The organism is Curtobacterium sp. MCSS17_015 (assembly GCF_003234265.2).
Taxonomy (GTDB): domain Bacteria; phylum Actinomycetota; class Actinomycetes; order Actinomycetales; family Microbacteriaceae; genus Curtobacterium.
Genome location: NZ_CP126256.1, coordinates 1,458,630 through 1,479,089 on the forward strand (window position 1 = coordinate 1,458,630; position 20,460 = coordinate 1,479,089).

Sequence of the window (20,460 nt, forward strand, 5' to 3'; positions counted from 1 at the left end):
CGACACACAACACGGGCGGCTCCCCGCAGCGGTACTCCGTTGCGAGGAGCCGCCTTCGTTGCGTCGTGCGGACGGACGGGAGGCGCGTGGCGGGCCAGCACCACGCCTCCAGTCCGCGCGCATAGAGTGAGCCGACACCGCACGAAAGGAGCGCCCGTGAGCCTGCTCGCCAGCATCACGTCGCCGCGCGACCTGAAGCGTCTCTCCGACGCCCAGATGACCGACCTCGCCGCGGAGATCCGCAGCTTCCTGGTCGCCGAGGTCGCGAAGACCGGCGGGCACCTCGGACCGAACCTCGGCGTCGTCGAGCTCACCCTCGCGATGCACCGGGTCTTCGAATCACCGCACGACCCGTTCGTCTTCGACACCGGGCACCAGTCCTACGTGCACAAGCTCGTCACCGGGCGCCAGGACTTCTCGCACCTGCGTGAACGCGGCGGCATCGCCGGGTACCCGCAGCGGAGCGAGTCGGAGCACGACATCGTCGAGTCGTCGCACGCGTCCTCGTCCCTGTCGTGGGCGGACGGCATCTCCCGGGCGTTCCAGCAGACCGGGCAGTCCGACCGCACGGTCGTGGCCGTCGTGGGTGACGGAGCGCTCACCGGTGGCATGACGTGGGAGGCGCTCAACAACATCTCGGACCAGAACGACCGTCGACTCGTCATCGTGGTCAACGACAACGGCCGCTCGTACGCACCGACCATCGGCGGCATGGCCCGCTTCCTCAGCTCCGTCCGGACGCGCCGCGAGTACCGCACGCTGTACGAGAAGAGCCGTGCGGCAGCGGACCACTTCGGCGCACCAGGACGCGCGGTGTACCGGGGGCTGCGCGGCGGCCTGCACGGGTTCCTCTCGCGGTTCACGAACAACGAGGCGCTCTACTCGAACCTGGACATCAAGTACGTCGGGCCCGTCGACGGGCACGACCAGCAGGCGATGGAGTCGGCGCTCCGCCAGGCGAAGGGCTACGGCTCACCGGTCATCGTGCACGCGATCACCGAGAAGGGCCACGGGTTCGAGCCGGCCCTCCGCGACCAGGCGGACCAGTTCCACGCGGTCGGGCACATCGACCCGGAGACGGGCGAGTCGCTCGACGTCTCGTCAGGGCCCTCCTGGACGTCCGTCTTCGCCACCACCCTGGCCGAGGTCGGGCACGAGGACCCCCGCGTCGTGGCGATCACGGCGGCGATGCTCCGGCCGACCGGGCTGCACCTGTTCCAGCAGGCGCACCCCGAGCGGGTGATCGACGTCGGCATCGCGGAACAGCACGCCGTGACGACCGCGGCCGGGCTGGCGTACGGGGGGCTCCACCCGGTCGTCGCCCTGTACGCGACGTTCCTCAACCGCGCGTTCGACCAGGTGCTCATGGACGTCGCACTGCACCGTGCCGGGGTCACGTTCGTCCTCGACCGCGCGGGCATCACGGGTCCGGATGGCCCGTCGCACCACGGCATGTGGGACCTCGCGCTGCTGCAGGTCGTCCCCGGCATCCGGATCGCCGCGCCGCGCGACGCCGTGACCCTGCGCGAGGAGTTCCGGGAGGCCGTGGCCGTCGACGACGCGCCGACGGTCCTCCGGTGGTCCAAGGGCCAGGTCGGGGCGGACATCCCGGCCGTCGAACGGCTCTCCGATGGGGTGGACGTGCTCCGGGAGCCTGCCGCCGACCAGGAACAGGACGTGCTCGTCGTGGCCGTCGGCTCGATGGTGCCGACGGCGCTCGAGACGGCGAAGCTCCTCGAGGCGCAGGGCATCGGCGTGACCGTCGTCGACCCGCGCTGGGTCGTGCCGATCCCGGTGTCGCTCATCGACCTGTCCCGCAGCCACCGTCTCGTGATCACGATCGAGGACGGCGTCCGTGTCGGCGGCGTCGGCACCCGGTTGCGCCAGGACCTCCGCGCTGCCGGGGTCGACACCGGGGTGAACGAGCTCGGTCTGCCGGACGAGTTCATCGACCACGCCAGCCGGAGCCAGATCCTCGCCGACGCGGGACTGACGCCACAGGCGATCGCCCGCGACGTCATCGACCAGGTCGTCGGCACGAAGGTGCCCCAGGCGAAGCCGGCTCGCCCGCGGGAGTCCGCCGAGCGCTGAGCGCCCGACGGCCAGGTTGGGCGTGCCCGCCTCGTCGCGCCCACCGCGCTTCAGCGTCGCACAACAGGAACCGCCCCGAACCACGGGATCCCGTGGTCCGGGGCGGTTCCTGTCGTGAGGGGCCGGTCGGCGCCGGGCGCCGGGCCGCGCCGCGCTATCGCGAAGCGGGGCCGACGATCCGCGGCTCGTGGAACGTGCCGCCGAAGACACGCTCCGAGGCACCGCTGCGGTCGAGGTACGGGCTGATGCCACCAGCCTGGAACGGGTAGCCCGCGCCGAGGATGAGCCCGAGGTCGATCTCCTCGACGTGCTCGACCACGTTGTCCTCGAGCATGCGGTGCACCTCGTCGGCCAGGGCGTCCTCGAACCGGCGCTGCATCTCGGCAGCATCGACGGGCTTCGCGTCCTTCTTCGGCGGCGCGACGAGCTTCACGGCGGCGGGGTCGTACCCGGTCGCGTTGCCCTTCTTGTCGCGGGTCAGGATCGTGCCGTGCTCGGCGATCCGCTTCAGGCCGTCGCCCGGGTAGAAGCGCTCCGGCCACGCCGCGTGGTGCGAGTCGAGCACGTGCGCGCCCACCGGCAGGCCGACGAGCTCGAGCAGCTCGAACGGCGACATCGGCAGGCCCAGGGGAGCGGCGCCCTCGGCGACGGTGTCGAACGAGGTGCCCTCCTCGACGCCGCGCATGGCCTCGCCGAGCACCCGGGCGAGCACCCGGTTGACGACGAAGCCCGGCTGGTCGGCCGTGACGATCGCCGTCTTCTTCAGGGTCTTCGCGACCGCGAGCGCGGTGGCGACGGCCTCGTCGGACGTCTTCGCCCCACGGACGACCTCGAGCAGCGGCATCACCGCGACCGGGTTGAAGAAGTGGAAGCCGACCAGACGCTCGGGGTTCGTCAGGACCGAGGCCATCTCGTCGACGGACAGCGACGACGTGTTCGTGGCGAGGATCGCATCGGGTGCGATGACCTGCTCGATCTTCCGGAACACGTCCTGCTTGACGCCCATCTCCTCGAAGACGGCTTCGATGACCCAGTCGGCGTCGGCGAACGCGTCGTAGGACACCGACCCGGAGACGAGCCCGGTGATGCGGTTCGCGTCGTCCGGGGAGATGCGGCCCTTCTCGAGGAGCTTCGCGACCTCACCGGCGATCCGCGCCACCCCCGCGTCGACCCGCTCCTGCGACACGTCGGTGATGACGACGGGCACACCGAGACGGCGGGCGAAGAGCAGGGCGAACTGCGACGCCATGAGCCCGGCGCCGAGGACGCCGACCTTCGTGATCTTCTTCGCGTCGACGCCCTCGGGGGCACCCACGGGACGCTTGGCCCGCTTCTGCACGAGGTCGAACGCGTACATCGACGCGGCGAACTGGTCTCCGGCGAGGAGGTCGGCGAGGGCGTCGTCCTCACCCGCGAACCGCTCGTCGAGCGAACCGGACTTCGCCTCGGCGACGAGGTCGAGCGCGCGGAACGGGGACTTCGGGACGGTGCCGATCTTCGACGCGACCTGCCCGCGGGCGACCTTGACCACCGTGCCCCATGCGGCCTTCTCGAGCATGCCGGGTTCGTTCTTCCGCACGACCTTGGTGCGGCCGGTCACGACGGCGTCGGCCCAGGCGACCGCGGACGGCAGGAACGTCACCGAGGGGATCAGCGCGTCGCCGATGCCGAGTTCGACCGCGGCCTTGCCGTCCATCAGGCGGTTGTTCTTCAGCGGGTTCTCCACGATGACCCGCAGGGCCTTCTCCGGGCCGATGAGCCGGGGGAGCAGTGTCGCGCCGCCCCAGCCGGGGATGATGCCGAGGAAGACCTCGGGCAGCCCGATGCCCTGCGCGGCGGACGAGAACACGCGGTACGTGCAGTGCAGCGCGACCTCGAGCCCGCCGCCGAGCGCGATGCCGTTGACGAACGCGAACGACGGCACCCCGAGCTCGCTGAACTTGCGGAGGGTGGCGTGCCCGAGGACGCCGAGCTCGTGCGCGACCTCGCGCGAGGGCAGCGCGGCAGCCTGCGAGAGGTCGGCGCCCGCGGCGAAGCAGTACTCCTTGCCGGTGACGGCGACGGCCTGCACGGTGCCGGCCGCTGCAGCTGCGCGCAGCTCGTCGAGCACGTCCGAGAGTTCGCGCATGGTCCGCGGACCGAGCGTCGACGGGCGCTTGTAGTCCTTGCCGTTGTCGAGCGTGATGAGCGCGAGCGTGCCGCCGGAGGGCAGCGCGACGTGCTTGACGTAGGAGTGGGTGACGACCTCGTCCTCGCTCAGGGCGGTCAACTGGTCGGTCGGTGCGATGGTCATGGTCAGGCCGCCTTCCGTGCCGCGCTCTTGCTGTAGTTCGGGTTCTCCCAGATGACCGTGCCGCCCTGACCGAGGCCGATGCACATGGTCGTGATGCCGTACTTGACGTCCGGGCGCTCGGCGAACTGTGCTGCGAGCTGCGTCATCAGGCGGACGCCGCTCGAGGCGAGGGGGTGCCCGACGGCGATGGCGCCGCCCCAGGCGTTCACGTTCGGGGAGTCCTGCGCGATGCCGTAGTTGTCGAGGAACGCGAGCACCTGGACCGCGAACGCCTCGTTGATCTCGAACAGGCCGATGTCGTCGATCGACAGGCCAGCCTTCCGGAGCGCCTTGTCGGTCGCGGGGATGGGCCCGACGCCCATCACCTCGGGATCCACGCCCGCGAAGGCGAAGGAGACCATGCGCATCTTCGTCGGCAGACCGTGCTGCTTCGCGCCGTCTTCGGACGCGAGCAGGCTCATCGTCGCGCCGTCGTTGAGGCCCGCGGCGTTGCCGGCGGTGACCCGTCCGTGGGGCCGGAAGGGCGTCTTCAACGCAGCCAGGGCCTCCAGGGTGGTGCCGGGGCGCGGCGGCTCGTCCTTCGTGACGATGTCCCAGCCCTGGCCGGTGTTGACCTCGACCGGGATGACGTCGGGCTGTAGCTTGCCGGCGCCCCAGGCGGCGGCGTAGCGCTGCTGGGACTGCACGGCGAAGGCGTCGGTGCGGTCCTTCGTGATCGCCGGGAAGCGGTCGTGCAGGCGCTCGGCGGTGTTGCCCATCACGAGCGCGTCCGGCGCGACCATGCGCTCCGCGACGAAGCGGGGGTTCGGGTCGGCGTTGAAGCCCATCGGGTGGCGACCCATGTGCTCGACGCCACCGGCGATGGCGACGTCGGCGGCACCGAAGGCGATCGCGCCGGCGAGGGTCGTGACGCTCGTCATCGCGCCGGCACACATCCGGTCGATGGCGTAACCGGGGACGGACTTCGGCAGGCCGGCGAGCATCCCGACGGTGCGGCCGAGGGTCAGCCCCTGGTCGCCCTGCTGCGTGGTCGCGGCGACCGCGACGTCGTCGACGGCGGCACCGTCCAGCGAGTTGTTCCGGTCGAGCAGGCCGCGCATCGCGTGCACCGCGAGGTCGTCGGCACGGGTGCGCCAGAAGACGCCCTTCTCACCGGCGCGGCCGAACGGTGTGCGGACACCGTCCACGAACACGACGTCTGATGTCTTCGGCAATGCGAGCCTCCAGATCCACAACGATCGGGTCGGGGGTCCTGTCGCCCCGACCTGGCCGGGCCTCGCCCGGCGACGCTCCGACGCTAGTACCCCCGGCTGAGCGGCGGCACGTCGGTTGGGCGGTTCCTACGAGCCGGTCGTCCCGGTGGCTGCGTCGGGCTGTCCGTCTGCGACAAGAGCGGCGTCACCCTGCTCGGCTGCGTCGGGTGCTGCGCCGTCCGTGTCGTCGTCCGGCCGGGAGGCCGTGGTCGCCGTGACCGCGGCCGCCGGGTCCGCGACGGACCGGTCCGCGGCGACCTCGAACGCGTGCGCGATGACCGAGGCGGTCTCCTCGACCTGCCACGGCCGGGCGTCGTGCGACGCCAGGGCGGCGCCGACGGTCTCCGTCGCGACGGACTTCGGCGGGTTCCAGGACACCAGACGGAGCGTCTCCGGCGTGAGCAGGTTCTCGACGGGCAGGTCCAGTTCCGCGGCGCGGGCGGTGACGGCCGCGCGGGCGGCACGGTACCGACGGTCCGCGTCCGGGTTGCGGTCCGCCCATGCGCGCGGCGGCGGGAGGCTCGGTTCGCCGCCGCCACGCAGGCGCGGCAGGTCCTCGGTGGTCCGGCCCTCCTCGACGGCGGCCCACCAGCGGTCGAGCTCCGAGCGGCTGGCCCGACCGGTGAAGGTCTTCAGCGCGCCGAGCTCGGCGCGCGAGGTCGGAGCGGCAGCGGCGGCGGCGATGATCGCGGAGTCGGGGATGGTCCGTCCCGGCGCGATGTCGGTCTCCTGCGCGTACGCGTCACGTGCGAGCCACAGCGACCGGGCGATCGCGAGGGCCCGGGCACCGCGGAGCGCGTTCATGCCCGACAGGCGACGCCAGGGCTCGGCGCGCGGGGGCTTCGGGGCGCGGGCGAGGACGGCGGCGAACTCCTCCTCGGCGATCCGGGTCTTGCCGGCGGCCTCCAGGACCTCGGCGAGGGAGTCACGCAGATCGGGGAGCAGTTCGACGTCGAGGGCGGCGTAGACGAGCCAGGCCTGGGGCAGCGGACGGGTCGACCAGTCCGCGGCGGAGTGCGCCTTCGCGAGCGTGATGCCGAGCAGCTGCTCGACGACCGCGCCGAGCCCCACGCGCGGGAAGCCGGCGATCCGGGCCCCGAGCTCGGTGTCGAAGATCCTCGTCGGGACCAGTCCGACCTCGCGGAGGCACGGCAGGTCCTGCGACGCGGCGTGGAAGACCCACTCCTCGTCGACGATGGCCGCCTGCAGGTCGCTGAAGTCACCGATCGCGATCGGATCGAACAGGAACGAGCCGGAGCCGCGGCGGAACACCTGGATGAGGTAGGCCCGCTGCGAGTAGCGGTAGCCGCTGGCGCGCTCGGCATCGACGGCGACCGGGCCGTGCCCGGCGGCGAGTCGTGCGACGGCGTCGAGGTACTCCTCGCGGTCCTCGATGACGTGGACGGCGTCGTGCGTGTCCTCGTAGGCGGGATCGGCGTCAGTCACGGGCGAGCCTCCGAGGGGCCAGGAGTGAGACACCGTCCGAGGCCGGGGGGAGTCCGGCGAGCATCGCCACGATCTCCTCCCACGCCTGCACGTGCGGCGTCAGGTCGTCGTCGAGGGGCGTCCACGACGCCCGGAGTTCCAGTTGCGCACCGTCGCCCTGCGCCGCGAGCTCGCCGTAGCCGCGCGAGATGATCTTCGTCGCGGTACCCGAGGCGTTCGCGTACCGGGCACCGTGCGCTCCGAGGGCGTCGACGAGCCAGCTCCACGTCACGTCGGCGACGAACTCGTCGACACCGATCTCCGGTTCCAGCGGCGCCTGCGCGAAGGTGACGATGCGGTACGCACCGCCCCAGCCCTCGGGTTCGGCCGGATCGTGCAGGGCGATGAAGCGTCCGGTGCCGAGGTCCGAGTCCACCCCGTGCACGGCACCCGACACGTCCGCCGCGAGGGCGAGCGAGAAGGGTGCGATGCGGCTCGGCGAGGGGATCTCGGCGACCGTGGTCTCGGTGCGGGTCCTGCCACTCGACACGAACGCGCGGAGACGCGCGAACGCCTCCGGTTCGGCGTCGGGGACTCGGGATTCGGGCACGGATGCAGACTAGGCTCCGGATCGAGCACCGGTGCGGGCGGCACGCCGTCCGCCGCGCAGTCGTGCTGCCCGCAGTCGTCCTCTTCCTGGAGGCCCGCATGCCCCGCCCTTCCGCCGCCGTCCGTCCCGCACGTCGGTCGCGGCCGGGGCGGGTTGAACGCACGGCGCGCTCCGCCGGCTTCTTCGCGCTCGGAGCCGGCCTCACCGCCGCCGCCTTCGGCGTCGCCGTCATCGGTGGCTCGGTGGCGGCCGTGGCTCGCGCCGTCGTCACCCCGGACCGCAAGCGCACCGAGCGGGTCCCGATCATCGCGGTCGACCTGGAGGCCCGCACCGTCACCCTGGGCCGGAGTCCCGACACCGAGCTGCAGGGCCGGTACAGCCTGTGGTTCGGCGGAGCGACCGGGCACATGCGTGTCGGCGAGGTGCTCGCCGTCACCGACACCGCCGTCACCCGTCGGATCATCGCGGTGGACGCCGGCGACCCGACCCTTGCACGGCGCGGACGATGGGGCGGCTGGTTCTACCTGACCCCGGGGGAGCTCGGCGTCCCGGTCGAGGACGTCGACGTGCTGACCCCGAACGGCCCGGCGCCCGCCTGGGTCGTCCGTGCCGAGGACCCGGGGGCGCCCTGGGCAGTCCTCGTGCACGGTCGCGGCGTCACCCGCGCCGAGACGATCCGTGCCGTCCCGGTGTTCCGCGCGGCCGGGTACTCCGTGCTGCTGGTGTCGTGGCGGAACGACGGCGTCGCGCCCCCGAGTGCGGACGGCCGCTACGGTCTCGGCTCGACCGAGTGGGAGGACGTCGACGCCGCGCTCGACTGGGTCGCGCAGCAGGGCGCCGCAAGCGTCGTCCTCATGGGCTGGTCGATGGGCGGAGCCGTGGTCCTGCAGACGCTGGTGCGCTCGGGGCTCGCGCACCTGGTCTCCGGCATCGTCCTGGACTCGGCCGTCGTCGACTGGAACGCCGTCCTCAAGTCGCAGAGCCGCGCGCTCCGGCTGCCCCGGCCGGTCCGCAAGGTGGCGCAGTGGGTCCTCCGCACGCCGGTCGTGCACCGGATCGCCGGGCTCGATCAGCCGATCGACCTCCGCGAACTCGACATGGTCGCCCGCGCCGACGAACTCCACGTCCCGATCCTGCTGCTGCACAGCGACGACGACGGGTTCGTCCCCTCGTCGGCGGCACACGACCTCGCTGCAGCACGGCCCGACCTGGTGCAGCTCGAGGTCGCGCACGTCGCCCGGCACACGAAGCTCTGGAACCACGACGCGGACTGGTTCGACGCGCGGATCCTGGCGTGGCTGACCGAGGTGGTGGCGTCGCGGCCGGCGGCCGACGTGCGGTGACCGACATCGGACGGGAGGCGCGGGGACCAGCCGTGACGCGCCTCCCGTCCGACGGGTGGTCACCACCCGCCCTCCGTGGCGACGCGTCCGGCTTCATCGGTTGCCCGCTGCAGCGCCTGCCCGGCTCAGCGCGCGGGGAAGAGGTCGACCGACCGCGGGGTGGAGCGGTAGCGGAGGTGCTCGAAGTCCGGGTGCCAGTCGACGAGGCCCACCACGGCGCGGACGGCGATGTCGATGAAGTACGGCGACACGACGACGCGGCGGGGGATCGTCGTCGCCTCGATCTCGGTGGCGGGTCGGGAGCGCGACCCGCTGAAGTCGGTGACGTACACGCCGTCGAGGTCCGTGCCCCAGGTGTACGCGGGCAACAGGCGGTCGGTGTCCGGGGCGACGTTGCCGACGACCTCCCACATGCCCGGCTGGAACCGCGCCGGCAGGGTCAGCCCGGCCACCACCGGCTGCGTGGCGAGCACGACGAGCGGGTCGGCGGGGCGCGGCAGGTCCTCGGGGCGCTGGAAGACCGCGACGTAGACGGCGTCGTGCAGCGTCGCGAGGACGTGCCCGAGCAGCACGCGGCCGCCGCCGTCCGGGATGAAGAAGACGTCACCGGGCTCGGCGGTGAACGGTTGGCGGCTGAGTGGGACCAGCTCGTCGGCGGGCGTCTCGGCGCGGGCGGACGAGCGGTCTGCCGCTGATTCCGTTGCGGGCGGATGCAACGCCGCCGCACCGGAGCGTCGAAGTCGTTCGACCTGTTCGTCGAGGTCACGGCCGGGTGTGCCGCGGCCGACGATGTCGATGGTGAAGACCTTCTCGGGGTCAGCCCTGGTCTCGGCCAGGAGCTGCGCGAAGAGCTGCTGCCCGCTGTCAGCCTGGTGGAACTCGGAGCCCGATGGCTGGTCCTTCTTGCGCTTGCCGAACACGTCGTCCGTCCCCCTCGTCCGATGACACCCTCATCGTGGCACGACTGGTCAGTCTGACGTTGCTGGTGGGCCGAAGACCGCCAGGCCACCGCCGGGCATGGCGGTGATCATCCGGCGCTCCGGTCCGCCGCCGTGGTGGTGCCAGGACTCGTACGCCTCGTCGGGCCAGGCCTCGAGGACGGTCCCGGATGCGAAGTGGAGCCGGAGGTCGGCGCCGTCGAGTGTCGCGTTCGTGACCGTGTCGCCGTGCAGGGCCAGGACGGGTGCGAGCGACGATGGGGTCGTCGGGTCCACGAGCCGGCGTTCCCCGTCCGAACCGGTGATCGCGAACTCGGCCTCGAACTGCATCGTCGTGCCGTTCGAGAACCCGATGGTGGTCTGGAAGGTGACGGTCAGGACGTCCACGCGGGCGGCGGCGAACTCGAGAACGGGATCGTCGGTCATGGTGCCTCCTCCGTCGGTCGGATGGGCGATCTGGTGATCACCGAACGGTCGTACGCCGTCGCGGAGAGGAACCCCCGGTCGGCAGCACGGAGGAGGACGGTGATGATCTCCGGCCCGGACTCGACCTGGCACACGAGGACGAGCGCGTCCCCGAGCGGCTCGAGTGGTTCGACCAGTGGCAGCAGGTTGGGTTCGTCCTGCGCGTAGCCCCTCCGGACGACGTCGGCGAAGGAGCGTGCCGGCACGTCGTAGGTGAGGACCTCGGCGTCGTCGGCGATACCGGACAACACCTCGTGCACCCGGGTTGGGACGAGTGGGTCGGATCTCGGGATGCGTCGGCGCAGGACGTCGACCGACACGACGTCCGTCATGACGGCATCCCTCCCGGCAGCGTGCGGGAGACGACCTCGCCGCCGGTCAGGACGTCGATGTCCAGGCGCGCTCGTCCTGGTTCGGACCAGTGCCACGAGGGCCGGTCGCGGTGGGACCACCCCTCCAGGAGCTCACCCGATGCGAAGCGGATGGCGATGCGGGCGACGGTGACCGTGCCGCGTTCCACCACCTTCGTGTGCAGCGCGAGGAGCGGCAGGAGCGAGGGCGGGTCGCCCGGTTCCATGAAGGTGTGCGTGCCGTCGGTCTCGGTCAGCGAGAAGGCGGTCTCGAACCGGAGGGTCGCCCCGCTCGAGAAGCTGACGGTGACGGCGTTGTCGACCGTGACGGCGTCCACCGTGTCGCCAGCGAGGTGCAGCTGGATGGGAACCGACGTGGTGTTCGTCACGGTGTCCTCTCGCCGTCGCCGGCGTCTCGCTCTGCGGGGAAGACGAGCTGATCGAGACGCGGCAGTTCGGTCGGCATCGCGTCGGTGCACCACGGGAGCTCGACCATCTGCATCCTGCCGTCGTGCACCCAGATGAGCAACTCGCCCCCGGCTGCCTCGGCGTCGGTCTGGTACCTGGCGGCTTGCGGCAGTGGTCCGTCGGGGAGGTCGACGCGGGGCGCGTCGTCGCGTTCGAGCGCGAGCGACCACGCGCGCGGCCCGGACGGCGTGACGTCGACCACTGCGTCGAGCTGAGTGAGGAGCGCCGGCGCCTCGTCGATCCGAGCGTTCTGGAGGCACGCGCGGACGAGCGCGCGGATCTGCTGACCGTCCCGTGCCTCCTGTGCGCGGCGCTGCTCGTCCGCGATCTCCTCGTCGCGGCTCCCGATGCCGGACGCGGGAACGCCGGGTCCGAGGAACAGGTCGAACTCCCAGGAGGTCCCGATCACCGAACGATCCAGGGTGACGGTGACCGTCGTGCTGTCGAAGAAGTCGATGCGGACCATGGCCTGCGACGCGTCATCGGCGGTGCTGTCGATCGGAGAGCCGAAGAACTCGCCATCGATCATCTGGTGGTTGTACCGGACGAAGCGCCGCATGTCGTCGTCGGTGATCCACAGTCCGGCGCCGCTGCTGTCGCGAACCTTCTGCTCCCACTCGAGGACGTTGATGTCCGAGTCCGGCAGCACCACCATGTTCAGGTCGGTGACGAGCCAGCGCAGCGGAGGGATGGTCATCCCGTTGACGATGTTGCGGAACGTCAGAACGCCCATCGGTTGCGAGCCGATCAGACAGTGGTAGGTGACGAATTCCGGCTCCGACCGCCGGGTGGCCGGGCGGCCTGATCTCCTGCGGAACGACATGATCTTCACTCACTCACTCACTCACTCACTCACTCACTCACTCGCACGGATCGCTCCTTACTGCCTCGTAGAGCGGTTCGCGAGTCTGCGGGAGCTTGCCAGACAACTCGATCACTTCGTCGAGGAGCGCGGGCGAGCGTTCATCTCGTGGGCGTGCGCGTCGGCCTCGGTCTTGTAGATCTCGCCCCATGCGATGCTCGGAGGCATGGCATGGACAGGCAGATCGACGTCAGGGAGACAGATCTGCACGAAGTGCGGGAAGGCGGGGAAGGTCCAGAGGTCTTCGTCTTCGAAGCGACTCCAGAGCAACAGCTCTCCGATGCCGAGTGGGTGGCCGAGTTCCTGTCCGTTCAGCGGCGGATCGCAGCTGACCATCAGTGCATGGTGACCGTTCGGGAGCTCGATCGGTCGTTCCACTTCGCACCGGAAGACAGACGAGAACCGCTTGCTGTCCATGGACGAGAGAAAGAAGACTTCTTGCATGTCAGAACTCCGGGTTGATGCCGCTGACGCGATCGAGCTGGATCGCGCCCTTCTTGATGCCGTTCAGATGATGTACTCGTCAAGTCCGCCTCGGTTGCCGTCCGGGGAAAGCGCTGCCCTCGTCTCACCACCGCGCTGGGGTGTTCTCGATCCAGTCGAAGACGACCACGGGCCTTCCTTCGGGCGTCGTGTGGCCGGCGGGACATGGCCGTCGCCGGTGTTCCTTCCCCGAAGATCGAAGTAAAACGGTCTTGCACTCCGACTCGATCCAGGTCGAGGATCACCGTCCACCATGCTCCGTCCACCACATCGATGACGATGACGGCTTTGTCGAGCTGACCCACATCTGCTTCCTCGAAGCCGATGAACTCGCCCTGGATGAACTGCACCGTGGCTGCGACGAGACGAGTGAACGTGGCGTGGTCGAGCACCGGGTTCGGAAGACCCGGCGTGCCGGACACTTGTTCGAGTTCGCGAATCTCCAATCCGGAACCAGGGGAGACGTTGACGAAGATGTCCTCTGCTGTCCAGTGAAGCTCGGGCAGGTACAGAGACTCCAGAATGTCGTCGAGTTCGACATCCACGTCTTCATTTTGGATCAAGTCAAGAGTGAAAAGGCGCAGCATCCGGTACCTTGCGGCTAGAAAAGTGGAAGGGCAATCCTGCTCCGTTTTCGTGATCCGACCGTTTCATTAGGCTCCCACAGATGGTAGTGAGGGTTTGGATGGAGTTTCGGTCGATTGTGATCGGTGAAGTCAAGGTCCCGAACCATATCTCCGTCGCCGTCCCACTCGCGGGCCTGGGGATACTCCGTCCCCGTGCTGCTCACCTGCCATCCAAGTTCGGTGTGTGGATACTCTGATTCAGAAATCCGCACGCCTTCCAGCGAGCTGTCCAGGATGAGCCGGCTCACGCCGTCCGAGATCGACTCATTGCCGAGCAAGGTTCTCAGCAGGCATCAGTTCAAGACCCCGGTGTCCAGGAGGGGCGGCGACCACAGACGTGAGTCAACGCAGCAGCAAATTCCCCTACCTTCGCGGCCCCGCTGATCGCGACAAATTTGAACGGAACCCTCGATCAGGTGCTCGGCCCTCGGGTGGCACATCGCCGCGGAGGAGAACAGAGCCATGCGTCTCGAAATGTTCGGGAAGCTCAGCCAGTTCCTCTGGCCACGCTTGCAAGAGACGTTTGATGTCCTCGACGATCCACATGGGAACAGTAAGGTTGCGCTCCGCGATGATCCCTGCTGCGATGCTCAGACCGAGAGGGGCTTCGTCGCATTCAACGAGATCGCGCGCATCTTCCAGCGCTTGAATTCCGAGCCGATCCTCGAGTTCGCTAATGATGCGGAGTGCCTGATCTCGGTAATTGCCAAGGTCGTTCATCGTGAGTTTTTCGATGTGTTGGTAGGGAATCCGGCGTTGTCGGCGACGACGAGCACGGCGTCCTCACGGCGGAGCCAGAGGTCCTCGCCGACCCCGCGTCCCCAGCCGTCGCCGTCCCGGGGGAAGTCGACCTGGCGTCCGTCCTCGAGCACGATCGACGCGACCTCGTCGCCGAGCTCCAACCGGACGTCGAGCACCGACGACCAGCCGATGCCGAACCACCCGACCCGGGTGTCGAGCGAGTTGTACATCCGCGAGAAGTGCAGCGCTGCCGCGGCCCCACCGAAGCGCAGGTCGGTCTCCGGCTCGAGGAAGTTGCCCGTCGCGGTGTTCACCGGATCGTCGGCGAAGCCGTTCGTCGGCGGGGTGCCCATCGCCGAGAACGGGGCGATGGTGAGGTCGTCGCGAGTGGCGTCGATGCCGGCCGCGGCCAGGGCCGCGGAGATCGAGGCGTCCGACAGTGTGGCGGGTCCGGTGCCACCGCCTGCGGCCTCGAACTGCGCCGCGACGGTCCCTGCCCAGGCCGCGTCCTGACCGTTCGCGGTCAGCCAGTCGTTCACGGCGGTCACGAGCGACTGCGCGTTCAGCGTGCCCCAGCACGGGTTGCAGCCGGACTCGTAGTCGGTCAGGGCGTTGCGGAAGGTCGAGACCGCACCAGCGAGTGACTCGTCGCACGACCGGACACCGGACTGGAATGACCGGAGGTCTGCGGGCACCGCCGACGACGTGCCGCCGCCTCCGCCGCCCCCACCGGCCGGGATGGTCCGGCCGCTCACGGTCACGGCGTCGGCCTGGCGGTGCGGCTCGGGCTCCGGCTCCGGTGGCTTCGGGTCGTCGTCGGCGCCGAACCAGGTGCCGACCTCGTGGGTCGCGGCGACGAAGAGGTTGTCCTCGCGCTCCTTCTTGCGCGCCGCCCATGCCTTCGCCTTCGCCCGCCGGTCGTCCTCCTGCTTCGCGGCCTCACGCAGCTGCTCGACGAAGCCGGACAGGCTCTGCAGGGCACCGACGAGCTCGGACGCCCCCCCCGGGAGGCGACGTCCGCGTTGTCCGCGAAGACCTGGGAGAAGTACCCCCGGAACTCCCGGCTCGCGGTCGTGACGTACGACGCCCGTGACCCCGATTGGCCGCTGATCGCGCTCGCGAGCCCCGTCGCAGCGGACTTCAGTCCGTCGGCGTCTCCGTAGGAGTACCCCGTCGGGTCGTTGCCGTGGATCTTCCCCATGTCGTCCCGTTCCCCTCGTCGGTTGACGGGCCCATCCTGCCACGTGCACCGGTCGTTCCACCGGGATGTTGTGTTCACATGGCGAGAAGACGACGGACGGGAGGCACGGTGCCAGCTGGCACGGTGCCTCCCGTCCGTCGGCAGGTCGCGATCACGCGACCCGGATCAGGCGGACGCGACCGCCGCCCGCACCTGCCGCTGCACCCGCCCGAGCATCCCGACCATGCCGCGGATCCGCAGCGGGCTGACCGCCTCGTTCAGCCCGAGCGTCAGCGGGTAGTCGGCCGGGACGGCGAGCACCTGCTCGACGGTCAACCCGGAGAGCCCCTGGGTCAGGATCGACGCGAAGCCGCGGGTGGTCGGTGCCTCACGCGGCGCCGTCGCGTGCATCCGCACCACGTCCGGGGCGTCGCCGTCGGCACCCACCGTGACGGTGATGAACACGGGGGACTGGCACTCCTCGACGCGCTCGAGCTCGTCCTCGTGCCCCTGCAGGCGCTCGGGCAGCGCGGGGAGTTCGTCGGAGAACTCGAGGAGCAGCTGCAGGCGGTCCTGCTGGGACAGCTCGAGGAAGTCGTCGCGGATCTCGGCGAGGGGCTGAGGGAGTACGTCGTTCATCGGGAGGGAACGGTACCCGGTTCGGTGCCGGTGACGATCGGGACGCGCACCGCGCTGCCCCACTCGGTCCAGGAGCCGTCGTAGTTCTTCACGTCCTCGACCCCGAGCAGGTGCTGCAGGACGAACCACGTGTGGCTCGACCGCTCCCCGATGCGGCAGTAGGCGATGACCTCGTCCGCGTCGCCGATGCCGGCGCCCTCGCGGTACACGGTGTCGAGCTCCGCGCGCGACTTGAACGTGCCGTCGGCCGCGGCGGCGGACTTCCAGGGGATGTTGACGGCGGTCGGGATGTGACCGGCGCGGAGCGCACCCTCCTCTGGGTAGTCCGGCGCGGTGGTGCGGTCGCCGGAGTACTCGGGGGCGCTCCGGACGTCGATGAGCGGCTTGCCCAGGTGTGCGAGCACGTCCTCCTTGAAGGCGCGGACGGTGGCGTCGTCGCGCTCGACGACGGGGTACTCCACCGCGTCGACCGACGTCCGGTCGGTGGTCATCGCACGGCCCTCGGCGATCCACTTCGCCCGGCCGCCGTCGAGCAGCCGGACGTCCTCGTGCCCGAAGAGCGTGAACACCCAGAGGGCGTACGCGGCCCACCAGTTGTCCTTGTCGCCGTGGATGACGACGGTGGTGTCACGGCCGATGCCCTTGCCGCCGACGAGTCGGGCGAAGGCCTCGCCGTCGATGTAGTCGCGCTGCACCGGGTCGTTGAGGTCGGTGTGCCAGTCGATCTTCACCGAACCCGGGATGTGCCCGGTCTCGTAGAGCAGGACGTCCTCGTCGGACTCGACCACGACGAGCTCCGGCGACCCCACGCCGGCGTCGAGTTGCTCCTGCAGCCACTCGGTGGACACCAGGCGTTCGGGGTGCGCGTAGGAGCGGAACTTCTCGGACGGGTCGACCGGTGCGGTCATCGGGGGTACCTCCTGGGGATCGATGGCGCGCGGACTAGGATCGGTCCCTGCGCGTCACCGCCAACGGTACGCGGAAGCTCCGTGTCGCAGCCGTGACGTGACACCAGACGACAGGCCACCGGAAGGTCCCGCACCGTGCCAGAACCGCGCCCCGCGCCGGAACACCTCGTCGACCGCGACCCGCAGGTCACCCCGCAGCAGATGGCCGCCGCACTCGTGCCGCCGCCGCAGTTCGCCCAGGCGTCGTTCGCCTCGTACCGGCCCGACCCCGAGTACGCCTCGCAGGCCGAGGTGCGGGACGCGGTCGAGTCGTTCGTGACCACGGCCCCCGAGCCGGCCAAGCGGGGGCTGTTCGGTCGGAAGCGCAAGGAGCCCGAGGTGCCCGCGAAGTCCGGGGTGTACCTGGACGGCGGGTTCGGCGTCGGGAAGACGCACCTGCTCGCCGCGGCGTACCACGCGGCCACCGGGCGGAAGACGTTCGGCACGTTCATCGAGTACACGGCGCTCGTCGGCGCGCTCGGGTTCCAGGGCACGGTCGACCTGCTCCGCGGGACGTCACTCGTCTGCATCGACGAGTTCGAGCTCGACGACCCGGGCGACACGATGGTGATGACCCGGCTCATCAAGGAACTCACCGAGACCGGCACCCGCTTCGCCGCGACGTCGAACACCCCGCCCGGGGCGCTCGGCGAGGGCCGGTTCGCCGCGCAGGACTTCCTCCGCGAGATCCAGGCGATGTCCGACCGGTTCGACACGATGCGCATCGACGGCCTCGACTTCCGCCGCCGTGCCGTCGACGAATCGGCGTCGGTCGTCGACGACGTCCCGGCCGCGCTGGCGGCCCTGTCCTCGACGACGGCGTCCGGGACGGGAGGCGCAGCCCGCGTCACGCAGGACGACTTCCGGTCCGTCGTCGCCCACCTGGCGGCGGTGCACCCGTCGAAGTACGTCGCGCTCGTGGACGGGCTCGACGCGGTCGGGCTCACCGACGTGCAGGCGTTCACCGACCAGACCGACGCCCTGCGCTGGGTGGCGCTCGTCGACCGGCTCTACGACGCGCAGGTCCGGATCGTCGCCTCGGGCATCCCGCTCGACACGGTGTACCCCGACGTGATGCTCGAGGGCGGGTACCGCAAGAAGTACCTGCGGGCCGCCAGCCGCGTCGTCGCGCTGACCCGCGCGGACGAAGCGCCCCGGGCCTCCTGAGCGTCCCCGCCCCGGCACGCTGGGCGCTGTACGGGGTCGTGAAACACAGCGTTCACAGAAGGCGCTGTGACGTTACCTCCGCGAAACAGAGCGCGCGCTCCGGTGAAACACGTCGTCGCCAGACTCAGTCGCACCCGAGGCGGACGGAGAGCCGCACAGCTCACGAGAGGTGCACACATGCTTGATCAGGGCAACACGACGTTCGTGTTGGTCATGGCGGCGCTGGTGTTGTTCATGACACCCGGCCTGGCCTTCTTCTACGGCGGATTGGTGAAGGCCAAGTCCGTCATCAGCATGATGATGATGTCCTTCGGGGCCATCGCGCTGGTGAGCGTCCTCTGGGTGCTCTACGGCTACGCGATCGCCTTCGCGAACCACGGGGACAACACCGCGGTGACGGGCATCGTCGGCTTCTTCAGCATCGACTGGAACCTGCTCGGCCTCGGCCAGGCGTTCGAGGAGGCGCAGTCGTCGGACATCCAGGCGGCCTACCCGTCGATGGCCTTCGTCGGCTTCCAGGCCACGTTCGCGATCATCACCGTCGCGCTCATCTCCGGCGCCATCGCCGACCGCGCGAAGTTCGGTGCCTGGATGGTCTTCGCCGGCGTCTGGGTCACGGTCGTCTACTTCCCGGTCGCCTCGTGGGTCTTCAACCTGACCTCCGGCTGGGCCGCGACGTGGGGCGTCATCGACTTCGCCGGTGGCACCGCGGTGCACATCAACGCCGGTGCCGCGGGTCTCGCCCTGGCGCTCGTGCTCGGCAAGCGCGTCGGCTTCGCCAAGGGCGCGCACAAGCCGCACAACCCGCCCTTCGTGCTCCTCGGCGCGGCCATCCTCTGGTTCGGCTGGTTCGGCTTCAACGCCGGTTCCGAGGGCGCCGCCGACGGCATCGCCGCCATCGCCTGGGTGAACACGCTCGCCGCCCCGGCCGCCGCGATCCTCGGCTGGCTCCTCATCGAGAAGCTCAAGGACGGCAAGGCCACCTCCGTCGGTGCCGCCTCGGGTGCCGTGTCCGGCCTCGTGGCGATCACCCCGGCCTGCGCCGCGCTCACGCCGGGCTGGGGCATCGTCCTCGGCTTCCTCGCCGGCGTCGTCTGCTGCTTCGCCATCGACTGGAAGTACCGTCTCGGGTTCGACGACTCGCTCGACGTGGTCGGCGTGCACCTGGTCGGCGGTGTCTTCGGCACGCTGTTCCTCGGCTTCTTCGCCAACGACACCGGCCTCATCTACTCGGGATCGTTCGAGCAGCTCGGCAAGCAGGCGGCCGCGGCCCTCATCGTCGGCCTCTACTCGTTCGTCCTGGCCTTCGTGATCGGCTTCATCATCGAGAAGACGATCGGCTTCCGCGTCAAGACCGAGGACGAGGTCGCCGGCATCGACACCGCGGTCCACGGTGAAGAGGGCTACGTCCTCTACGACCAGGAGGACAGCAGCCCGGTCGGCGTGCGCTGACCGCTCCTGCCACGCACGACGACGGCCCCCGCTCACTCGGAGCGGGGGCCGTCGTCGTGCGGCCGGTGGTCAGTGCGTGTCGGCACCGTCCTCGCGCGAGCCGGCCGGGGCCGCCTGGTCGTCGGTCTGGGTCCCGGTAGACGTGTCCCCGAGGTCGTCGCCGCCACCGACGAGGGCGTCACCTCCGCGAGCGTCGTTCCCGAGCGCGGCGAGCGCGGACTGTTCCTGGTCCCCACGGTCCTCCAGGTCGAGTCCGGAACGGTCGTCCTCGGCACGTGGTTGCTCCTCGGCCGACCCGGAGTCGCCGGTGGTGGCGGCTTCGTGCTGCAGCGCTTCGCCGAGCTCGGTGTTGCCGCCCTCGCCGCCGTGGTCGTTCGGCATGGAAGTGGTCATCGTGGGTGTCCTCTCATCGGTGGTCCGAGGCTCCATCGGTAGTCGTCGAACCCTGGACCGGTGTGCGGAGCTACCAGGCGTAGTCCTCGGGGGACGTCCGGTGACCGGGGAAGAGATCGTCGAGGCGGTCGAGTGTGGCCTGGTCGAGGCGGACGTCGACGGCGCGGACCGCGGATCCAGTACGCCCGAGGTGTGTGTAGTCCATGGTCCAGGTCTACGCCCCTCCCTCGGCGCCCTGCCAGGCACCGCGAGTACCGGTGGAGAGACTGGACGACCACGCGATGAAGGAGCGACATGCCCGCCGACGACGACATCCCCAGCACCCTGCAGCGGTCTCCCGAGCACGCACAGGAGATCTACCGTGCTGCCCGGAAGTCGGCCGAGTCGGAGTACGGCGACGGCCAGCGAGCCGGACGGACCGCTTGGGCCGCTGTGAAGCACGAGTACGAGAAGGTCGGCGACCACTGGGAGGAGAAGGGCTCCTCCGGCCCGTCGGACTCCGGCGCTGCCGGTCCCCGCGGTTCCGGGTCGACCGAGGAGGGTGTCGACGCGAACGCCTCGAAGGCGCACCTGCTCGACGTCGCGAAGCGCCTGGACGTGAGCGGCCGCTCGACCATGACGAAGGACGAGCTCGTCGACGCGATCAAGAAGGCGAACCGGCGCGCGACGGCGAAGGCCCGCGACTGACCCCGCCCCGCCACCACGACGCGAGTGCATGCCGAGCCCGGCATGCG

At 70.2% G+C, this 20,460-nt stretch carries 22 protein-coding genes and 1 pseudogene; 6 read left to right on the forward strand and 17 right to left on the reverse strand.

The window, feature by feature from the left end:
• The first annotated feature begins 156 nt into the window (after window positions 1-156).
• The gene (gene dxs / locus DEJ18_RS06790; protein WP_111210220.1) at window positions 157-2,091 is read left to right on the forward strand and encodes a 1-deoxy-D-xylulose-5-phosphate synthase; all 1,935 of its coding nucleotides are present in this window, start codon (window positions 157-159) and stop codon (window positions 2,089-2,091) included.
• A gap of 154 nt (window positions 2,092-2,245) precedes the next feature.
• Here dxs and DEJ18_RS06795 read toward each other — a convergent pair whose 3' ends face one another.
• The 4 genes from DEJ18_RS06795 to DEJ18_RS06810 all read right to left on the reverse strand — a co-directional run bounded on the left by DEJ18_RS06795 (window position 2,246) and on the right by DEJ18_RS06810 (window position 7,672).
• Entirely contained in the window at window positions 2,246-4,384 is a 2,139-nt protein-coding gene (locus tag DEJ18_RS06795) for a 3-hydroxyacyl-CoA dehydrogenase NAD-binding domain-containing protein (RefSeq protein WP_111210219.1), read from the reverse strand.
• Between the two features lie 2 nt (window positions 4,385-4,386).
• Complete coding sequence (locus tag DEJ18_RS06800; RefSeq protein WP_111210218.1) at window positions 4,387-5,598, reverse strand: thiolase family protein; 1,212 nt, start codon at window positions 5,596-5,598, stop codon at window positions 4,387-4,389.
• 126 nt (window positions 5,599-5,724) lie between these two features.
• On the reverse strand, window positions 5,725-7,083 hold the full coding sequence (locus DEJ18_RS06805) for an HRDC domain-containing protein (protein WP_111210217.1): 1,359 nt from the start codon (window positions 7,081-7,083) through the stop codon (window positions 5,725-5,727).
• Window positions 7,076-7,672: a DUF3000 domain-containing protein gene (locus DEJ18_RS06810; protein WP_111210216.1), complete on the reverse strand. Its 597-nt coding sequence runs from the start codon at window positions 7,670-7,672 to the stop codon at window positions 7,076-7,078. The genes DEJ18_RS06805 and DEJ18_RS06810 overlap by 8 nt, the downstream gene beginning before the upstream one ends.
• A gap of 98 nt (window positions 7,673-7,770) precedes the next feature.
• Between DEJ18_RS06810 and DEJ18_RS06815 the strand changes: the two genes are divergently transcribed.
• A complete protein-coding gene (locus tag DEJ18_RS06815) occupies window positions 7,771-9,015 on the forward strand; it encodes an alpha/beta hydrolase family protein (protein ID WP_146241532.1) in 1,245 nt (414 codons plus the stop codon).
• A 125-nt stretch (window positions 9,016-9,140) separates the two neighbouring features.
• Here DEJ18_RS06815 and DEJ18_RS06820 read toward each other — a convergent pair whose 3' ends face one another.
• The 9 genes from DEJ18_RS06820 to DEJ18_RS06860 form a co-directional block, all read right to left on the reverse strand.
• Complete coding sequence (locus DEJ18_RS06820; RefSeq protein ID WP_111210214.1) at window positions 9,141-9,935, reverse strand: hypothetical protein; 795 nt, start codon at window positions 9,933-9,935, stop codon at window positions 9,141-9,143.
• A gap of 48 nt (window positions 9,936-9,983) precedes the next feature.
• Window positions 9,984-10,379, reverse strand: coding sequence for a DUF6188 family protein (locus DEJ18_RS06825; protein ID WP_111210213.1), 396 nt, complete (start codon window positions 10,377-10,379; stop codon window positions 9,984-9,986).
• Window positions 10,376-10,750, reverse strand: a complete 375-nt coding sequence (locus tag DEJ18_RS06830; RefSeq protein WP_111210212.1) for a hypothetical protein — start codon at window positions 10,748-10,750, stop codon at window positions 10,376-10,378. The genes DEJ18_RS06825 and DEJ18_RS06830 overlap by 4 nt, the downstream gene beginning before the upstream one ends.
• Window positions 10,747-11,157 (reverse strand): DUF6188 family protein, encoded by a 411-nt coding sequence (locus DEJ18_RS06835; protein WP_111210211.1) that lies wholly within the window; start codon window positions 11,155-11,157, stop codon window positions 10,747-10,749. The genes DEJ18_RS06830 and DEJ18_RS06835 overlap by 4 nt, the downstream gene beginning before the upstream one ends.
• Complete coding sequence (locus DEJ18_RS06840) at window positions 11,154-11,933, reverse strand: hypothetical protein (RefSeq protein ID WP_146241531.1); 780 nt, start codon at window positions 11,931-11,933, stop codon at window positions 11,154-11,156. Before DEJ18_RS06840 ends, DEJ18_RS06835 begins: the two co-directional genes overlap by 4 nt.
• 237 nt (window positions 11,934-12,170) lie before the next feature.
• Entirely contained in the window at window positions 12,171-12,434 is a 264-nt protein-coding gene (locus DEJ18_RS06845) for a hypothetical protein (RefSeq protein ID WP_146241530.1), read from the reverse strand.
• Window positions 12,434-13,168, reverse strand: a complete 735-nt coding sequence (locus DEJ18_RS06850) for a hypothetical protein (RefSeq protein WP_146241529.1) — start codon at window positions 13,166-13,168, stop codon at window positions 12,434-12,436. The genes DEJ18_RS06845 and DEJ18_RS06850 overlap by 1 nt, the downstream gene beginning before the upstream one ends.
• A gap of 402 nt (window positions 13,169-13,570) precedes the next feature.
• Window positions 13,571-13,927 (reverse strand): hypothetical protein, encoded by a 357-nt coding sequence (locus DEJ18_RS06855; RefSeq protein WP_146241528.1) that lies wholly within the window; start codon window positions 13,925-13,927, stop codon window positions 13,571-13,573.
• Window positions 13,924-14,703 carry a DUF6531 domain-containing protein gene (locus tag DEJ18_RS06860; RefSeq protein ID WP_146241527.1) on the reverse strand — a complete coding sequence of 260 codons (780 nt, stop codon included), beginning with the start codon at window positions 14,701-14,703 and terminating at the stop codon, window positions 13,924-13,926. The genes DEJ18_RS06855 and DEJ18_RS06860 overlap by 4 nt, the downstream gene beginning before the upstream one ends.
• A 267-nt stretch (window positions 14,704-14,970) precedes the next feature.
• Here DEJ18_RS06860 and DEJ18_RS06865 point away from each other — a divergent pair, with 267 nt between their 5' ends.
• On the forward strand, window positions 14,971-15,111 hold the full coding sequence (locus DEJ18_RS06865; RefSeq protein WP_181434169.1) for a hypothetical protein: 141 nt from the start codon (window positions 14,971-14,973) through the stop codon (window positions 15,109-15,111).
• A 203-nt stretch (window positions 15,112-15,314) separates the two neighbouring features.
• Here the strand turns inward: DEJ18_RS06865 and DEJ18_RS06870 are convergent, their stop codons facing one another.
• Window positions 15,315-15,767, reverse strand: a complete 453-nt coding sequence (locus tag DEJ18_RS06870) for a SufE family protein (RefSeq protein ID WP_111210205.1) — start codon at window positions 15,765-15,767, stop codon at window positions 15,315-15,317.
• On the reverse strand, window positions 15,764-16,675 hold the full coding sequence (locus DEJ18_RS06875; RefSeq protein ID WP_111210204.1) for a sulfurtransferase: 912 nt from the start codon (window positions 16,673-16,675) through the stop codon (window positions 15,764-15,766). The genes DEJ18_RS06870 and DEJ18_RS06875 overlap by 4 nt, the downstream gene beginning before the upstream one ends.
• A 135-nt stretch (window positions 16,676-16,810) precedes the next feature.
• Between DEJ18_RS06875 and zapE the strand changes: the two genes are divergently transcribed.
• Together zapE and DEJ18_RS06885 are read left to right on the forward strand one after the other, a co-directional pair.
• A complete protein-coding gene (gene zapE / locus DEJ18_RS06880) occupies window positions 16,811-17,881 on the forward strand; it encodes a cell division protein ZapE (protein ID WP_258376894.1) in 1,071 nt (356 codons plus the stop codon).
• A gap of 177 nt (window positions 17,882-18,058) precedes the next feature.
• On the forward strand, window positions 18,059-19,333 hold the full coding sequence (locus DEJ18_RS06885) for an ammonium transporter (RefSeq protein WP_111080205.1): 1,275 nt from the start codon (window positions 18,059-18,061) through the stop codon (window positions 19,331-19,333).
• A gap of 69 nt (window positions 19,334-19,402) precedes the next feature.
• Here DEJ18_RS06885 and DEJ18_RS06890 read toward each other — a convergent pair whose 3' ends face one another.
• Window positions 19,403-19,726: a hypothetical protein gene (locus DEJ18_RS06890; protein WP_146241526.1), complete on the reverse strand. Its 324-nt coding sequence runs from the start codon at window positions 19,724-19,726 to the stop codon at window positions 19,403-19,405.
• A gap of 70 nt (window positions 19,727-19,796) precedes the next feature.
• Window positions 19,797-19,901, reverse strand: a pseudogene (locus tag DEJ18_RS06895) (aldo/keto reductase); the annotation flags it as partial.
• Window positions 19,902-20,020: 119 nt separating this feature from the next.
• On the opposite strand from DEJ18_RS06895, the gene DEJ18_RS06900 reads away from it, so the two are divergent.
• Window positions 20,021-20,413 carry a ChaB family protein gene (locus tag DEJ18_RS06900; protein WP_111210203.1) on the forward strand — a complete coding sequence of 131 codons (393 nt, stop codon included), beginning with the start codon at window positions 20,021-20,023 and terminating at the stop codon, window positions 20,411-20,413.
• Window positions 20,414-20,460 lie beyond the last annotated feature (47 nt).

Bases quoted from the DNA above. Each gene is read 5' to 3' on its own strand.
- DEJ18_RS06795 (WP_111210219.1), bottom strand. From the start codon at position 4,384: ATGACCATCGCACCGACCGACCAGTTGACCGCCCTGAGCGAGGACGAG.
- DEJ18_RS06815 (WP_146241532.1), top strand. From the start codon at position 7,771: ATGCCCCGCCCTTCCGCCGCCGTCCGTCCCGCACGTCGGTCGCGGCCG.
- DEJ18_RS06825 (WP_111210213.1), bottom strand. From the start codon at position 10,379: ATGACCGACGATCCCGTTCTCGAGTTCGCCGCCGCCCGCGTGGACGTC.
- DEJ18_RS06830 (WP_111210212.1), bottom strand. From the start codon at position 10,750: ATGACGGACGTCGTGTCGGTCGACGTCCTGCGCCGACGCATCCCGAGA.
- DEJ18_RS06840 (WP_146241531.1), bottom strand. From the start codon at position 11,933: ATGACCATCCCTCCGCTGCGCTGGCTCGTCACCGACCTGAACATGGTG.
- DEJ18_RS06845 (WP_146241530.1), bottom strand. From the start codon at position 12,434: ATGGTCAGCTGCGATCCGCCGCTGAACGGACAGGAACTCGGCCACCCA.
- DEJ18_RS06850 (WP_146241529.1), bottom strand. From the start codon at position 13,168: ATGCTGCGCCTTTTCACTCTTGACTTGATCCAAAATGAAGACGTGGAT.
- DEJ18_RS06855 (WP_146241528.1), bottom strand. From the start codon at position 13,927: ATGAACGACCTTGGCAATTACCGAGATCAGGCACTCCGCATCATTAGC.
- DEJ18_RS06870 (WP_111210205.1), bottom strand. From the start codon at position 15,767: ATGAACGACGTACTCCCTCAGCCCCTCGCCGAGATCCGCGACGACTTC.
- DEJ18_RS06875 (WP_111210204.1), bottom strand. From the start codon at position 16,675: ATGACCGCACCGGTCGACCCGTCCGAGAAGTTCCGCTCCTACGCGCAC.
- DEJ18_RS06885 (WP_111080205.1), top strand. From the start codon at position 18,059: ATGCTTGATCAGGGCAACACGACGTTCGTGTTGGTCATGGCGGCGCTG.
- DEJ18_RS06890 (WP_146241526.1), bottom strand. From the start codon at position 19,726: ATGACCACTTCCATGCCGAACGACCACGGCGGCGAGGGCGGCAACACC.
- DEJ18_RS06900 (WP_111210203.1), top strand. From the start codon at position 20,021: ATGCCCGCCGACGACGACATCCCCAGCACCCTGCAGCGGTCTCCCGAG.